The following is a 16,936-nucleotide window of genomic DNA, read 5'->3' as shown; positions in this document are numbered from 1 at the left end:
AATACATATATATTATAATGCTTCTATTGTAAGGAGATAGATATGTATGTTTGGAATGTTTCCTTTTAATTTTAACAACAATAACAATAATAATCCGAATAACTACAATAATGGGAATAACATAAACATTTTTGATACTCTTTTAAATGATAATTTTATAAATGGTATGGTTGATCAGCTATTATCTAGCGATTTAGTTAATGATTTAGTTAGTGAGATGACTCAAGAAGATAATTATGATGTAGAACTTAAAGATTATGGTGATTATTATTTGATTAAGGGATATCTACCTGGTTTGACCCCAAAGGATGTAAGCATAGATTTCGAAAAGAATAAAGCAATATTAACAATAAAAAAGAAACAAAGTTATTCTAATGGTAGAAATGCAATGGTTACAGTTATACAAACAGGGGGGAATTTAGTAAAGAATTTTTATATAAGTGAAGTAGATGTAACTAAACTAAAGGCATCCTTTGATAATAGCTTATTGCTACTTACCTTGCCTAAAGTTAAAAAGATTGAAGATGAGGTAATTAGTACTACTGCAGATAACCCTATCATTATAGATGTAGACAATTATAAAATTGAATAGCATAGAGCTTACTAAAGAGAATAATGAAGGGATATTTGGCTCATTATTTTCTTTAAATATGCCTAAGGTTTCGTCCTCCTTTGTGGTAATATATTATTATTAACACAGGAGGATTTTTTATGAACATTTCAGTTATTGCAGTTGGAAAGCTAAAGGAGAAATATTTAAAGCAGGCTATAGATGAATATGCTAAAAGGTTAAGTAGGTATTGCAAACTAGATATAATAGAATTACCTGATGAGAAGACACCAGATAATGCTTCTGAAAAAGAAGAAGAACAAATAAAAGAAAAAGAGGGTAGATTAATTTTATCTAAGATAAAAGATACTGCTTATGTAGTAGCTATGGATTTAAAAGGAAATCATTTAACATCAGAAGAGTTTTCAAAATTCATATCGAATTGTGGAGTGATGGGGAACTCCAATATTGTATTTATTATTGGAGGAAGTTTAGGGCTGTCTGATGAGGTAGTAAAAAGAGCTAATTATAAGCTATGTTTTTCTAAGATGACATTCCCACATCAACTATTTAGAGTTATGTTGCTAGAGCAAGTTTATAGAGGATTTAGGATTATTAATAATGAACCGTACCATAAGTAAATGAGGTTATTAGTCTTAGATATATAACTTGTCTAAGGCTATTTTTATTTGGACATAATGTATCATAAGTAATATTGTGATTACATAATATGGTATAATTTAAATTACAAAACTTTTGCAAAAGATAAATTAGAATTTTTAGATGTGAGAATGTTATTCGATGTTTATGTTAAAGACAAATTAGATGAAACTGGCTAAATGTATCATAAATACTATGATGAAAAAAGTAGCTATAAACATGCAAAAATGATTAATAAAGAATTTATAAGGTGGTAAATAAATGATTTATGTTGCTTTATTAAGAGGAATAAATGTTGGTGGTAAAAATAAAATCGATATGAAACTTCTAAAAGAAACTTTTATACGAATAGGTATGGAATCTGTTGTAACATATATTAATTCTGGTAATGTAATATTTACTGATAGGAAACATACAAAGTCAGAAATTACAACATTACTGCAAGAAGCTATATTTAAGGAGTTTCAGCTGAATATTGGAGTTTTAATCCGTAGTCTAAATGATTTTGAACATATGATGAAAGTTCTTCCTGAATCATGGAAGAATGATAAAAGTATGAGAAGCGATGTACTATTTTTATGGGAAGAAGTAGATAGGAAGACCTTGATTAATGAATTAAAAGTTAAACCTGAAATAGATACAGTTATGTATGTGCCAGGAGCAATTCTATGGACATTAGATAAAAGCAATATTACAAAAAGTGGGCTACATAAACTTATTGGAAATGGATTGTACAAAAGAATGACAGTGAGAAATGTTAATACTACCCGTAAAATATATGAGATTATGAAAGAGCTACTTTAGATTTATTAAAAATAAGAACAATAGTTTTAGCTACTATATTATTACAATATGAGAAGGGATTTATGAGTTTTTATGTATTTAAGTTATTTAGTTTTTATTGAGATGCTTTAATTCATAGTACTAAACAAGTAGAGGACGTTGTAAGAAGGATTATGGATATTGAGTTGTAGAAATTATATATAATTACTTATCATAAAAATATTAAAAGAATTCTTAGATAATAGATAAGGGTAATAATACACATATATTTAGAATTATAAATAATGAACCCTATCACAAATAAATGAGGTTTTTATACATTGAATAATTTTTACGATTTATTTATATTTGAATATGGGATAAAAGTTTCAACATGCAGATCATATTGAAAATATGTAGTATTCTGATTTTTTATAAAGAGCATTATTCATTAATAAATATAGAAAGTGGAACTAAAACAATTATAATGGGAATCTATAAGTTAGGTGAAGAAGATTTATATCTAATTACTTTATTAGATATGGTAGCTATATTACCACAGTAAAACCTGAATCTCTAAAACATCTTATTCAAGAAAAAGCAAAAAGTTTATTGAGTTATTATCCAAAAATACAAATTTGGATTATAATAATTAGAGTAAGCAAAGTTTGGAGATAAATACCTGATAAATATCTAAAAAGAAGATATTATGATGGGTTAAGAAGTATAGAATTAAAAAAATAAAAAACTTATTTTAAATTATAAAAAAGTGCTGTAAAGCTTGATATTTCAAGTGTTACAGCACTTTTTACTATACTATTATAATACCACAAAATAGTATAAATTTCAAGTCTAGTACTAATATAACAATAGCAGTAAACTACATTAGAGGTGATAGTAATGAATGAGAAAGTTTCTTTAACTATGAAAAATATTAAGAAAAAACAATTAGCAGTGGAAATAAAAAAATGCAATGAGATGACAATAAAATATGGAGTTACATTGTCAGATATCCAAATTGAAAGTCTAATTAATAAAAGGTTTGAAAGTTTAAAGAATACTGGAAGAGTAGAATTTGGAGATGGAGTTTTAAAAGAGTTAATCGAAGCATTTTGTGATTCCCCATACATCATTCAGGAAAACTATGAAGAAACATTAGAAGAGCTACAGGATATTTTTTACTTTTTTAAGGGAGAAGCAATGGAAGAAATAGCAGATGATGAGTTAATAGAATTTATGAAGGAATGCTTCAATAAAGAATGTCAGGGGTCTATTGAATATTTAAGTGGAACAAGTCTTGAAGAGTTATGCCGTAATACTAGATATGGATTAAATAGAGAAAGATAACTTATGGCTATAAAAGGAGATGCTATGGAGGATAATAATTTTTATTTAGATCTTTTAAAAAATTCACACCTAGCTAATATAAGTAATGAAGATAAAGAAATAATGACAATAAAGCTTTGGATTTTATTAGGAAAAGTTACAGAAAGATATACCATGGGAGATAGTTCATCAGTTCCAATTGAAATTGCTGAAGAACTTTTAAAGTCTATTACCTTTTTATTAAAGAAAGAAATGAAAAATTCAAAATCTATGGTAGACATATTTGAATGTGAAAGTCTAGAAGGTGCATGGAAGGATTCTTGGATAACAATAGAGAAGGATATAACAATTGGTAAGAATTTGCTAGAAGAGGTAATAAAAACATCAACTGGGATAGAAAATATATCATATGAGGATACTGTAATGGGATTTAAAAATGGTCTCAAAGTTTATGATTATAGATTTTTGGCTCATGAAATAACTTGCAGTATAGATTATCAACTTTCAAATCCTGTAGATGAAGATTTGCAAGGGATAGATTTCATTAATGAATATCTTACAAGATTATTATTTGAAAATAAATTCTGTAATAACTTTGAGAAAGAAAAAATAATAGAGATTTTAAAAAGTTATTGTAGAGATTATAAAGGATTATTAATAAATATATTTGAACCAGTACTTACTAATGTTATAGCCTTAGAGCTGGTAGAGGCAGATATATTTGAATTAGAAGTAAAAAGCTATGAAAGAGAAATATTACTATATATTTTCAAAAAAATGAGCATAGAAGAAATAGAAGCAGATATTATAAAGGCAGCTAATAATATATGTAATAAATTAAAAATAGTAAGGGATTATGAAATTAATTATGTTAAAATGACAGCTTTAAATTTACTCCCAAGAATTGAAGAATGCATTAAAAATAATAATTTAGAAAATATATTTTTAAGCTATAAAATAGAGGAAGAAGAAATGAGAGAAATTTTTGTAGCTAATGAAAATATGGATGATGAAAGATTAAGGGAATTAATAGATGAAATAAGAGTTTGTAGATTTACTAAGGATAAAATTGAAGTTATTCATAATGAGGTTAAAAGTTTAGATGATTTAGTAGAAATTTTAAATAATTGTATTTTGGAAGATGAAGTAGAGGAATTAGTAAATAATCTTAGAAAAGAGGAGGTAGAAGCATTGAAATATTATTTGAATAATAAATTAAATGATAATATTTCAAATACAGGTTGGGAGCAGAAGTTTATCCGGATTTGTTAGTTTGTATAGATTTTTAATTGTTTAAAGTTAGTACAAAAATATTCTTAATAAACTTTTCAAGTTATGCAAAGTAGAATAGGTGATAAAGAACGACTTAAGCTAACAAGTTATAGAGCTTAAGTCGTTTATTTATTTTGAATTCATTTACTGAAATAGATGGCGCTAGCTCTTGTAGCAAATTTCAGCTAACAGATAACGTAATGAAATTTACTATAAAATATCATTGGCTATATATTTGCTCTATTTCTTAACTCAATTAATCAATACGTCTAAATTCTATTGGCATATCAAAAGTAGTGACTATAGCTTTTTGAGATTTTCCATTTTGTATATCCATAAATTCTATATTTAAATCCTGATATTTATGGAAAAACTTTTTTTCTGAACATGGAAAGATTGTACTAAATTCACTAGGGGAAATTCCATAGGACTTTGTAACAAAAGATAGGCCATTATCTTTTTTAATAACTTCTATGTCATAACCTGGAGCAAATTCATACTTCCCAGTATAATTATCTAAAAGATTTGAATCAATGTTTACTTCTTTAAATTGTTCTGGTGTTTCATATTTTCCTTCATGTAAAATAGAATATAAATTTGTCTCCATTTTTGCAAGTTTCGATGCCTTAAGATTTGACAATATGATTATACATGTATCTTCATCAATAAATCTTAATATATAAGAATCAACTCCTGGCAAGCTTCCACTATGACTTATACATTTTTGTCCATGGACATTATCTAGTACAAATCCATAGCCATACCCTATCTCTGGTAAATATCTCTTGTACATTTGATCCAAGGATTCTTGAGTTAATAATCTGCCATCACTTAAGGCTCTATTCCATAAGTATAAATCATCTATTGTTGAATACATACCCCCTGCGGCATAAGTTGATGTAGGATTAGCGTATATTGGACTTTGTAAGGAATTATCTAGAATATTTTCGCTTCTTTGATAAGGCCTAGATTTATTCTTAACATTCTTTAAATCTAAATAAAAGCCTGTATCTTTCATATCTAATGGGTCAAATATGTTATCAGCTAAAAAGTCTTCATATTTTCCGCCAGATACTATTTCAATTATATATCCTAATAATGCATAATTTGAATTGCAATATTGATATTGTTTCCCAGGTTCAAAGGAAAGAGGCTGGTTCTTGAATAAGTTTATTATTTCTTCAGGAGTTTGCCTTTTTTTAGATTCTTCAGAAAGACAAAAATCCCAAGTGAAATAATCTGGAATTCCTGATGTATGTGTAAGTAAATTTTCTATTGTTATTTTATCTCCATTTGGAAAGTCAGGTATATATTTTGATATATAGTCTTTTACATTTAACTCACCACTTTCTTGTAGTATCATTATTCCAATTGCGGTAAATGATTTTGTCATTGATGCTATAGAAAATTTAGTTTTAGGTGTATTAGGTATATTATTTTCATAATCAGCTTTACCATAAGCTTTTCTAAAGATAATTTTTTCTTTTTGAGACACAAGAACTGTACCACTAAAAGGATATTGAGTGTTTAATTCATTCATATAGTCATTCATCATTTTTGCTACATCTTTATCTTTCTTTGGAACCTTTGTACTAGAGCTAACATTTGCTATTGAACTAGCTGTTATTAAAGTTGATAGTAAAAATACGGATATACATTTCTTAAAAATATTCATTAATTTCATCTCCTTAATCTACATATACACAATTTTACCATATTTTTCAAAATAAAAACTACTGGATGTGATGTCTTTACCAAATATAACTAATTATGATAATATTAAATAATTAGGTTTTAAAAGATTAAGTTTTGGAAATACCCTATGGGTAGAGAGTGAAGAAATTAAAAGGAATTTAGAGGAGAAAAAGTATGGTAATTAATTGGATAACTATTAAGGTAGATGATTATAATAAATCAAAAGAGTTTTATAGAGACTTTTTAGGAATGAAGGTAGAGAGGGAGTTTTCTCCTAATGAATCTATGTCCATTGCTTTTTTTGAGGGAGATAATGGAATGAAAATTGAGCTGATTTATGATAAAAATTCAAAAGTAGAGTTTCCTTTAAATAGCAGAATTTCTATTGGGGTTTGTCCTTTGGATTATGATGAGGTTTTACAGAAATCACAAGAAAAAAATCTTATTTCTAGTGGGCCAATTGTTTTAGGTGGAAGTATGGAATGCTTTTTTATAAAGGATCCAAATGGAGTTGGAATTCAAGTTATTAAAAGTTTGACTTTTAGATGTAGGAACTAATCTTAAGGGTGAAGAAAAGAATGATGTTTATAAAATAAGAACTACCAAGGAAAAGGGAATATAGGATTTTATTTTTGTCAGTGTTCCTGAAGGTGGAATAAAAAAGGGAGTTCAAATGAAAAGAATTATAAAATCTAAAAAATTAATAATAATGAGTGTGCTTATTATAGCAATGTTTTTAGGAATGATATGGCAACTTGTTATGATAGGGATTGAAAGAAAAACATATACTGCCCCTGGACAATTTGTTGATGTAGAAACATATCAAGCTCATTACTATTTGCAGGGGGATGGAGATCCTGTTTTTATTTTTATTACAGGATCAGGAACACCTTGTGCCTATACTGATTTTTATGCCATTCAAAATAAATTATCTGCCATAGGACAGACCATTACCTTTGACCATCCAGGAAGCGGGTGGAGTACAGAGACAGAATCTGAACGTAGTATTGAAAATATTGTAAAAGAGCTTTCTATTATTATAGATAAGGTGGCTTTAAATAGGTCGGTTGTTTTGATTTCTCACTCGCTAGGATCTTTAGAAGCAATCGGATATGCACAAAAATATCCAGAGAGGGTGGAGGGAATTATATTTTTAGATTCAGGTAGTCCAGAGTTTTATTGCACTGATTCAGAATTAACTGCCAAAATAGTGAACCGTAGTGCTGCATTTACAAGAGTATTTGGTATAAATCGTTTATTAGGAGAGGTTGGTGTTTTTTTACCTATGTATGGTGAGAATATTAGAAATACACAACTGCCAGATAATAAAAAGGATATAGACAAAGCCATGTACTATCAGTATGCAGGTAATGCATCGACTCTCAATAGTATTGAGTTAATTAATGAGAATGCTGAAAAAGTTCTTAAGGAAAGAAAATTAGGTGATATACCAATACTTGTACTTTCTTCTGATAGCGGAAGTAAGTGGAATGAAGTACAAAAGCAGTTGGCATCATGGTCTGAACATAGCAAACAAATAGCTATTGAAGATTCTAATCATTATTTGTATTGGTCAAACTATGATGGTATTTCAGATTATATTGATGAATTTATTAATTATTTATATCATTAACATTCCACTTGGAATAGTTACAGTGAACCATACTATAAGTAAATTAGATTTTATGTTGATTCACGCCATTTATTTTCCATTAAATAAAGATACACCTTGCACAAAGCTTGGATACTAGTTTTTACAATTGATTCTAGCATATTCGAAGCCTACCTAAACTAGGATGAAGTATCCACAATAGTATTAGGGAGATAAAATTTCAAAACTCAATATATACAGCAGTTTTACACAATGATATGGTATAATTTAGAAGTTGAAATTGCTTATAGGTTAATAATATGAGGTGAAAATAAGGATGACATATAAAAATAAAGTTAAGTATGATGAGGAATTAAATGAGAACCTGAGAGTAGATTGTGAAAAATGCTTCGGATTTTGCTGTGTTGCATTATATTTTTCAGCTTCTGAAGGTTTTCCAACAAATAAAGATGCAGGTAAGCCCTGTATAAACTTACAACCGGATTTTAAATGCACTGTTCACAAAAGCCTTAGAGATAAGGGGCTTAAAGGATGTATGGCTTATGACTGTTTTGGATCAGGTCAAAAAGTTGCTCAAGTTACATATGGCGGTAAAGATTGGAGAGGGAATCCAGAAATATCGAAGGAAATGTTTGAGATATTTTTAATAATGAGGCAACTTCATGAAATGTTATGGTATCTAAAAGAAGCACTTAGTATACCACAAGATAACCTTGTTCAAAATAAAATCATTAATATTATAGATGAAACTATTAGACTTACTGATTTAGATCCTGACTCTCTTATAAAGTTAGATTTAGTAGCACATAGAAATAATGTTAATTTGCTACTTGCAATGACTAGTGAGGCTGTGAGAAGTAAAGAGCGTAGAGGAAAAAAGTCTAATCTAAATCGTAAAAAGATAATTGCTGGAAGATTAAACTTAATTGGTTTAAATCTTAAGAAAGTAAACCTAAGGGGAGAAGATTTAAGAGGTGCACTCCTTATTGCAACAGACCTTAGGGATGTAGATTTAAGTGGAGCTGATCTAATTGGTGCAGATATGAGAGATACAGATATAAGAGGGGCAAATCTTTCAAGGAGTATATTCATTACTCAAGCTCAGATTAACGGGGCTAAAGGAGATTCTAATACAAGATTACCAATATCAATAGTTCGCCCTAGCCATTGGGATAAATAATGAATATAAGGAGATACAAGTCCGAAGATTGTAAGGAAATTATTGAGTTATTTTATAATACAGTTCATTCAGTTAATTCAAAAGATTATAATGAAAAGCAAATAGAGGTATGGGCACCAAAAGAATTTAACATTTTAGGGTGGGATAAGTCACTTTCAGAACATTTTTCAGTGGTAGTTGAGGAAAACAATATTATTGTAGGGTTTGGAGATTTACACTTTAGTGGGTATCTCGATAGATTGTATGTCCATAAAGATTATCAAGGAAAAGGAATAGCAACTAGAATTGTAAATAAAATAGAGAAGTATGCGAAGGAAAGTATGATTAAGATTATTACAACACATGCATCTATAACAGCAAAATCATTTTTTGAAGGGAAAGGGTATAAGGTTATAAAAGAACAAACAGTTAAACGTAAAGATCAATATTTAATAAATTTTATTATGGAGAAAATCATTAGATAATGCTTTTTGTAAAGTAATTATAAAAATTAATTGTTGCTTAATACTTAGGGGATAGTAATAAATATTTATGTTATAATATATAAATAATTTAAGCTGTTAAGTAAGTGGAGGAGAGAGTATGTTTACTAAGGAAGAACTTTTGGTAATCGAAGAGGCATTAAAAATAGCAGATGCAGAATATATAAAATTACTTGATGAAAATAAGAATAATAAGAATAGAATGGTTGCTTATAATAGAAAGCAAAAAAAACTATGGTTAGTTCAGAATAAATTAAAGAAAATTAAAGATGAACTATAAGAATATAGAAAGAAAGCTTTACTAAAGTGGTTTTACAAATCATTTTGGTAAAGCTTTCTTTGTTTATAGCCTCATATAATTTAAATTTAAGGATATTATATATTAATAAGTGAATATAATAATTATAAAGAAAGGGGTCATTAAAATGGAGCTTAGAGATAATAGTTTTATAGCCGAGATGGCATTAGAATATATGGAAGATGGATTAGAAGATAGGAAGAGAATATTTAAGAATCAGTTAAAAAAGTTAAGGGATGAGGAGTTACGTAGTGCTGTTATTAGCATCGATATAAATGACTGGAAATATGATTTGCTTAAAAATGAATTAAAAAGAAGAGTACTATTAAAAAGATAAAGTAATTAATAAAGAATAATATTGAATAAAACAATACCACCCTACCTCGAATTAAGAAGTAAGGTGGTATTATTTCTTATTTAATTTTTATATTAAGGTCTAAATATAGTATTAGTAAAAGTTAATTCCACTATTCACAAAAAGAGAAACTAACTGCATACATATAATTCTAATTTTTAGAACATCATAAAGGGTATGAAGTAAATTTATCTATATAATGTAAAAAATAAAATTATAAAATAGAAAGAGGATGAATCATGAGAAAAATGAAAACTATGGACGGGAATACTGCGGCTGCACATATTTCCTATGCATTTACAGAAGTAGCAGCTATTTTCCCAATAACTCCATCAACACCTATGGGGGAAAGTGTTGATGATTGGGCATCAAAGGGGAAGAAAAACATATTTGGGCAACCAGTTAAGGTTGTGGAAATGCAGTCAGAGGCAGGTGCAGCAGGTGCCTTACATGGATCATTACAAGCAGGTGCACTAAGTACTACATATACTGCATCTCAAGGTTTGTTACTTATGATACCTAATATGTATAAGATAGTAGGAGAGAGACTACCGGCGGTAATTCATGTATCTGCAAGAGCAATCGCTACATCTTCATTAAGTATATTTGGAGACCATCAAGATGTTATGGCTACAAGGCAAACAGGCTTCGCAATGCTTGCAGAAGGATCTGTTCAGGAAGTCATGGATTTAGCAGGGGTAGCACATTTAACAGCAATTAAAGCTAGGATGCCATTTATTAATTTTTTTGATGGATTTAGAATTTCACATGAGATACAAAAGATTGAGATAATAGAGCAAGATGAGCTAGCTAGATTAGTTGATTATGATGCAGTTGAGAATTTTAGAAATAATGCACTTAATCCAAATCATCCTGTTACTAGAGGGACTGCACAAAATCCAGATGTGTATTTTCAAATGTGTGAATCAATTAATAGATATTATGATGATATTCCAACAGTTGTAGAAAGCTATATGAGTGAAATAACAAAGCTAACTGGCAGAGAGTATCATTGCTTTGATTATTATGGTGCTCCTGACGCCGATAGAATTATTATAGCTATGGGATCTGTAACAGAAGTTGTTGAAGAGACAATTGATTACTTAAATTCAAAGGGGCAGAAGGTTGGATTAGTAAAAGTTAGACTTTATAGGCCATTCTCAATGGAAAGGTTAATTAAAGCTATCCCAACTACTGTAAAAAAGATTGCGGTACTAGATAGAACTAAGGAGCCTGGATCAATAGGAGAACCTTTATATTTAGATGTTGCAAGAACATTCTTTGGAAAAGAAAATCCTCCTTTAGTTGTTGGTGGAAGGTTTGGATTAGGATCAAAAGACCCAACCCCATCACATATAGCAGCGGTATATGAAAACTTAAGTAGTGATAAGCCAAAGGATAGATTTACAATAGGAATAATTGATGATGTTACACATACATCATTAGAAGCAAAGGAAGAAATAGATGCAATACCAGAAGGAACAACATCATGTAAGTTCTGGGGATTAGGGTCAGATGGTACTGTTGGTGCTAATAAGAGTGCGATAAAGATTATTGGGGATCATACAGAAATGTATGCCCAAGGTTATTTTTCTTATGATTCTAAGAAATCTGGTGGCATAACTGTATCTCATTTAAGATTTGGTAAAACACCAATTAAGTCACATTATTTGATTGATACAGCTGATTTTGTTGCTTGTCATAATCAATCATATGTATATACTTACAATTTATTAGAAGGATTAAAGAAGAAGGGTAAATTCTTATTAAATAGTATTTGGACACCAGAAGAATTAAATGATAGATTACCAGCAAAGCTTAAGAGGTATATTGCAGAAAATGATATAGAATTTTATACTTTAAATGCAGTTAAGATAGCCCAAGAAATAGGTCTTGGTGGAAGAATTAATATGATAATGCAAGCTGCCTTCTTTAAGATTGCCAATATAATTCCAGTTGAAGATGCAGTTAAATATTTAAAAGAAGCTGTTGTTACTTCATATGGTAAGAAGGGTCAAAAGGTAGTAGATATGAACAATGCGGCTATTGATGCTGGAGTAGGTGCAATAGTAAAGATAGATGTTCCAAGTGATTGGAAGAATGCAGAGGATGATAAGACAGAGGATGATAAGGAAGTTCCTGACTTCATTAAAAATATTGTTAGGCCAATGAATAGGCTTGAAGGTGATTTATTACCAGTTTCAACTTTTGTAAATTCAGGAGTTGATGATGGTACCTTTATGGCTGGTACGACTGCTTATGAAAAGAGAGGGATAGCTGTTAATGTACCAGAATGGATTCCTGAGAATTGTATTCAGTGTAATCAGTGTTCATATGTATGTCCTCATGCAACTATTAGACCATTCTTATTAACAGAAGATGAGAAGGCTAAGGCTCCAGAAAGCATGAAGTTAATTCCTGCTAAGGGTGTAAAGACAGAGCAAACTATGTTATATACCATAGGAGTTACACCTTTAGATTGTACTGGATGTGGAAATTGCGTAGAAGTATGTCCAGCACCAGGCAAAGCTCTAGTTATGAAACCTCAAGATAGTCAACATGATCAAATTGAGGCATGGGATTATGCTGTTGAAGAGATATCAAAGAAGCAAAATCCTATGAATAAGAAGACTGTTAAAGGTAGTCAGTTTGAACAGCCATTACTTGAGTATTCAGGGGCATGTGCAGGTTGTGGTGAAACACCTTATGCTAAGCTTGTAACACAATTATTCGGGGATAGAATGATGATAGCTAATGCAACAGGTTGTTCGTCAATTTGGGCAGCTGGAGGGCCAGCTACTGCATATACAGCTAATAAAGAAGGTCATGGTCCAGCTTGGGCAAATTCATTATTTGAAGACAATGCAGAGTTTGGATTAGGCATGTATATTGCTGTTAAAACTATAAGAGAAAGAATAGCAGCAAATATTAAGATAGCTTTGGATTCAGATATTTCAGAGGATGCAAAATCAGTATTAAAAGACTGGTTAGATAATATGTATGTCGGTGAAGGATCCAGGGAAAGAGCTGATAAAGTTATAAGCACTTTACAGGGAGTGAATAATGAAATAGCTAAAACTATTCTAAAGGATAAGGATTACTTAGTTAAGAGATCTCAATGGATATTTGGAGGTGATGGATGGGCTTACGATATTGGTTATGGTGGACTCGATCATGTATTAGCATCAGGAGAAGATGTAAATGTGCTAGTATTTGATACAGAAGTTTACTCTAATACTGGAGGTCAATCTTCAAAATCTACTCCTGCAGCAGCAGTAGCTAAATTTGCTGCATCTGGTAAGAGAACTAAAAAGAAAGATTTAGGTATGATGGCAATGAGTTATGGTTATGTTTACGTAGCTCAAGTATCAATGGGTGCAGATAAAAACCAAACAATTAAAGCTATAACAGAAGCGGAAGCGTATAATGGACCATCATTAGTAATTGCATATTCTACATGTATTAGTCATGGTATTAAAATTGGTATGTCTAATTCTCAAGAGGAAGAAAAGAAGGTTGTTGAGTGTGGATACTGGACTCTATATAGATATAATCCAGAACTAAAAGGACAAAAGAATCCATTCTCGCTAGACTCAAAGGAACCAAAAGCAAGCTTTAGGGATTTCTTAATGGGAGAAGTGAGATATGCATCATTAGCTAAGGCCTTCCCAGAAGTAGCGGAACAGCTATTTGAGAAGACAGAACAAGATGCAATGGAGAGATACAACAATTATAAGAGATTAGCAAATATGGAATAAAAAGAATGGTGTTCAAAATAAGAAAGTTTATTTTGAACACCATTTTTATTCAATAATATTGCCTAGGAAATTTAGTATCTATGATAAATGAAACTTGTGAGGTATAATTGAAGTGTTAAAAAAGGACTAAGCTTACATATCAAGGAGAAATAGAATGAACATTATTATAGTCGGTGCAGGTAAGGTGGGATATACCTTAGCAAAATATCTCTCAGTAGATGAAGATAATATAACTATTATTGATAACGATGATAAGGCTTTGGAGCGTATCAATAATAATTTAGATGTAATGTGTGTTAAAGGGAATTGTACTAGTTTAAAGGTGCTTTATGAAGCGGGAGTAAGGGATGCAGATTTATTAATTTCAGTAACAGATAGTGATGAATTAAATATGCTTTGTTCTCTTGCATCTAAAAAGTTAGGAGTTAAACATACAATAGCAAGAGTAAGAACCCCAGATTATGATGAAGATATAACTCTTCTTACTGAAGCAGTAGGAATAGATTTAGTCATAAATCCAGAAAAGGCTGCAGCTATAGAAATAGCTAAGCTAATTAAATATCCATCAGTATGTAGTATAGATAATTTTTCAGATGGTAAGGTTAATTTAGTTGGGTTTAAGGTATCGCAGGATACAGCACTTGAAGGTAAGAAAATAAGCGATATAGGTTTTATAAGAGGAAGCGTTCTATTCTGTGGAGTAGAAAGAGATGATGAATTCATAATACCTAAGGGTGATTATGTTTTCCATAGAGATGATAGAGTTTATGTTATAGGTGAGCATAAGGATATACAAGATTTATTTAAAAGGCTTGGAAAGTATAAGAGAAAAGTAAAAAGAGCTATGATTATAGGTGGAGGTAAGATTGGATATTACCTTTCAAAAATGATTACTGAAGTGGGAGTTAACTGTAAGATAATAGAGAAGGATTTTGATAAATGTGAAGAACTAAATCAACTATTACCACATTCTATAATAATAAATGGAGATGGAATGGATGAGGAATTATTATTATCTGAAAGTCTACTTGAGGTTGATAGTTTTATTACTTTAACAGGGAGAGATGAGGATAATATAATAGCATCACTTATAGCAAATAATAAATCTATAAGTAATGTAATTACTAAGATTACAAGAGATAACTATAGGGAAATAGGTAAAACTGTAGGGATTAATTCTATAGTAGATCCAAAGTTAGTTACTTCATATAAAATAATAAGGTATGTAAGGTCCCTAAAGAATACAAGAAAATGCTTCCTAGAAAATATGTATAAGATATGTAATGATAAAGCAGAAGCCATAGAAATAAAGGTAGGTAGCGATACTAAAAATATAAATAAGAAGTTCAAGGATGTAGATATTAATGAAAATACCTTAGTGGCTACAATTGTTAGAAATAACAAAATAATAATACCTACAGGTGATGATTACTTAAAAGTAGATGATAGAGTAATAATTGTAACTAAGAATATGAAGCTTTCACATATTGATGACATCTTCTGCGGAGGTGTCAGATAGTATGAACTATAAAATGGTTCTAAAGGTCCTTGGTAATGTATTATTATATGAACTATTACTTTTAATAATTCCATCTGCTGTAGCTCTATATTACGGTGATGGAGATGCTATAGCATTTTTACTGACAATGATAATTATGGCACCACTAGCTATATTCCTACGTAGGATTAAGGTTAGGGGTAGTGAAATGTATGCAAAGGAAGGTTTTTTAACTGTAGGATTATCTTGGCTAGTAATAGCAGCAGTTGGGGCGATTCCTTTTGTTATAAGTGGTGCAATTCCTTCGTATATAGATGCATTCTTTGAAACAGTATCGGGGTTTACAACAACAGGAGCATCAATACTTACAGAAATACAATCACTACCTAGGGGCATATTATTTTGGAGAAGTTTTAGCCATTGGATAGGAGGTATGGGATTCCTGATATTTATACTTGCATTAGTTCCGTCATTAGGGTCTAATACAATTTATTTATTAAAGGCAGAAAGTCCAGGACCTAATCCAGGTAAGATTGTACCTAGAATAAAAGAAACAGCAAAAATATTGTACATAATATATTTTGTGTTAACAATAATTCAAACAATATTATTAATGGTGGCAGGTCTTTCATTCTATGATTCAGTGATACATGCACTAGGGACAGCAGGAACAGGGGGATTCTCTAATATGAATACCAGTGTAGCTGCATTTAACAGTCCAGCAGTAGAGTGGATTATAACAATATTCATGATACTATTTGGAGTTAATTTCGCCCTGTATTTCCAAGTAATCAAAGGTAATATAAAGAGTTTCTTTAAGAGTGAGGAATTAAAGTATTACTTATTAATGATTGGAGTATCTATAGTATTTATAACTATAAATATATTAGATTTTAATGGGGGAAATATAGGTGAGTCAGTAAGACAAAGTTCATTCCAGGTTGCATCTATAATAACAACTACAGGATATGCTACTGTAGATTTTAACCTATGGCCTACCTTGAGTAAGATGATAATAATGATGCTTATGATTGCAGGTGCCATGGCTGGATCAACAGGTGGTGGAGTAAAGACTATAAGAATAGTTATAATACTAAAAGCTATAAGGCGTGGTATTGATAGAATACTTCATCCGAAGAGAATACAGGGAGTTAAAATAGATGGTAAGGCAGTAGATGAGGAAACTATATCAGGAGTATTTTTATTTATAGGAGCGTATATTGTAATAAGTTTAATTGCAATGTTTATAGTAGCCTTTGATGGATTTGACCTGGTTACAACATCAACAGCTGTACTTACGGCAATAAGTAATGTAGGACCTGGATTTGAAATGGTTGGACCTACAGGGAACTTCTCAGCATTTTCACCCTTAAGCAAGATAGTATTATCTTTCTGTATGCTTGCTGGTAGATTAGAGATTTACCCTATGTTAATTATGTTTAGTAAATCAATTTGGAAAAAGACCTATTAAAAAGAAAGGGGTGTTTT

The 16,936-nt window shown here is 30.2% G+C and carries 16 protein-coding genes; 15 read left to right on the top strand and 1 reads right to left on the bottom strand.

The features are described 5' to 3' along the window. The first annotated feature begins 46 nt into the window (after nucleotides 1-46). From ACSYT2_RS17960 to ACSYT2_RS17935, 6 genes are all read left to right on the top strand, one after another. Nucleotides 47-592 carry an Hsp20/alpha crystallin family protein gene (locus tag ACSYT2_RS17960; protein WP_430858041.1) on the top strand — a complete coding sequence of 182 codons (546 nt, stop codon included), beginning with the start codon at nucleotides 47-49 and terminating at the stop codon, nucleotides 590-592. 119 nt (nucleotides 593-711) lie between these two features. Beyond that, nucleotides 712-1,191, top strand: coding sequence for a 23S rRNA (pseudouridine(1915)-N(3))-methyltransferase RlmH (gene rlmH / locus ACSYT2_RS17955; RefSeq protein ID WP_430858042.1), 480 nt, complete (start codon nucleotides 712-714; stop codon nucleotides 1,189-1,191). 280 nt (nucleotides 1,192-1,471) lie between these two features. Continuing rightward, complete coding sequence (locus ACSYT2_RS17950; protein ID WP_438385373.1) at nucleotides 1,472-2,014, top strand: DUF1697 domain-containing protein; 543 nt, start codon at nucleotides 1,472-1,474, stop codon at nucleotides 2,012-2,014. Nucleotides 2,015-2,366: 352 nt separating this feature from the next. Further along, nucleotides 2,367-2,537 carry a hypothetical protein gene (locus ACSYT2_RS17945; protein WP_430858062.1) on the top strand — a complete coding sequence of 57 codons (171 nt, stop codon included), beginning with the start codon at nucleotides 2,367-2,369 and terminating at the stop codon, nucleotides 2,535-2,537. A gap of 335 nt (nucleotides 2,538-2,872) precedes the next feature. Beyond that, nucleotides 2,873-3,319, top strand: coding sequence for a DUF6323 family protein (locus ACSYT2_RS17940; RefSeq protein ID WP_430858063.1), 447 nt, complete (start codon nucleotides 2,873-2,875; stop codon nucleotides 3,317-3,319). 3 nt (nucleotides 3,320-3,322) lie between these two features. After that, a complete protein-coding gene (locus tag ACSYT2_RS17935) occupies nucleotides 3,323-4,570 on the top strand; it encodes a DUF6179 domain-containing protein (RefSeq protein ID WP_438385371.1) in 1,248 nt (415 codons plus the stop codon). Nucleotides 4,571-4,826: 256 nt separating this feature from the next. Here ACSYT2_RS17935 and ACSYT2_RS17930 read toward each other — a convergent pair whose 3' ends face one another. Further along, nucleotides 4,827-6,245 carry a serine hydrolase domain-containing protein gene (locus ACSYT2_RS17930; RefSeq protein ID WP_430858066.1) on the bottom strand — a complete coding sequence of 473 codons (1,419 nt, stop codon included), beginning with the start codon at nucleotides 6,243-6,245 and terminating at the stop codon, nucleotides 4,827-4,829. Between the two features lie 194 nt (nucleotides 6,246-6,439). Between ACSYT2_RS17930 and ACSYT2_RS17925 the strand changes: the two genes are divergently transcribed. The 9 genes from ACSYT2_RS17925 (at nucleotide 6,440) to ACSYT2_RS17885 (ending at nucleotide 16,919) form a co-directional block, all read left to right on the top strand. Beyond that, nucleotides 6,440-6,823 carry a VOC family protein gene (locus ACSYT2_RS17925; RefSeq protein WP_438385370.1) on the top strand — a complete coding sequence of 128 codons (384 nt, stop codon included), beginning with the start codon at nucleotides 6,440-6,442 and terminating at the stop codon, nucleotides 6,821-6,823. Between the two features lie 115 nt (nucleotides 6,824-6,938). Continuing rightward, on the top strand, nucleotides 6,939-7,898 hold the full coding sequence (locus ACSYT2_RS17920) for an alpha/beta fold hydrolase (protein ID WP_438385368.1): 960 nt from the start codon (nucleotides 6,939-6,941) through the stop codon (nucleotides 7,896-7,898). 295 nt (nucleotides 7,899-8,193) lie between these two features. Beyond that, nucleotides 8,194-9,057: a pentapeptide repeat-containing protein gene (locus tag ACSYT2_RS17915; protein ID WP_438385366.1), complete on the top strand. Its 864-nt coding sequence runs from the start codon at nucleotides 8,194-8,196 to the stop codon at nucleotides 9,055-9,057. Further along, the gene (locus ACSYT2_RS17910; RefSeq protein WP_438385364.1) at nucleotides 9,057-9,521 is read left to right on the top strand and encodes a GNAT family N-acetyltransferase; all 465 of its coding nucleotides are present in this window, start codon (nucleotides 9,057-9,059) and stop codon (nucleotides 9,519-9,521) included. Before ACSYT2_RS17915 ends, ACSYT2_RS17910 begins: the two co-directional genes overlap by 1 nt. A gap of 118 nt (nucleotides 9,522-9,639) precedes the next feature. After that, nucleotides 9,640-9,819, top strand: a complete 180-nt coding sequence (locus ACSYT2_RS17905) for a hypothetical protein (protein WP_430858071.1) — start codon at nucleotides 9,640-9,642, stop codon at nucleotides 9,817-9,819. A gap of 145 nt (nucleotides 9,820-9,964) precedes the next feature. Next, on the top strand, nucleotides 9,965-10,174 hold the full coding sequence (locus ACSYT2_RS17900) for a hypothetical protein (RefSeq protein WP_430858072.1): 210 nt from the start codon (nucleotides 9,965-9,967) through the stop codon (nucleotides 10,172-10,174). Between the two features lie 257 nt (nucleotides 10,175-10,431). Next, on the top strand, nucleotides 10,432-13,950 hold the full coding sequence (nifJ, locus tag ACSYT2_RS17895) for a pyruvate:ferredoxin (flavodoxin) oxidoreductase (RefSeq protein ID WP_438385363.1): 3,519 nt from the start codon (nucleotides 10,432-10,434) through the stop codon (nucleotides 13,948-13,950). Nucleotides 13,951-14,104: 154 nt separating this feature from the next. Beyond that, on the top strand, nucleotides 14,105-15,469 hold the full coding sequence (gene trkA / locus ACSYT2_RS17890; RefSeq protein ID WP_430858074.1) for a Trk system potassium transporter TrkA: 1,365 nt from the start codon (nucleotides 14,105-14,107) through the stop codon (nucleotides 15,467-15,469). Nucleotide 15,470: 1 nt separating this feature from the next. Then, the gene (locus tag ACSYT2_RS17885; RefSeq protein ID WP_430858075.1) at nucleotides 15,471-16,919 is read left to right on the top strand and encodes a TrkH family potassium uptake protein; all 1,449 of its coding nucleotides are present in this window, start codon (nucleotides 15,471-15,473) and stop codon (nucleotides 16,917-16,919) included. The last annotated feature ends 17 nt before the right edge of the window (nucleotides 16,920-16,936 follow it).

The sequence above is a fragment of the Clostridium zhoujianii genome (genome assembly GCF_051590805.1).
Classification (GTDB): Bacteria; Bacillota; Clostridia; order Clostridiales; family Clostridiaceae; genus Clostridium.
This window is presented reverse-complemented; position numbering and strand designations above follow the sequence as displayed.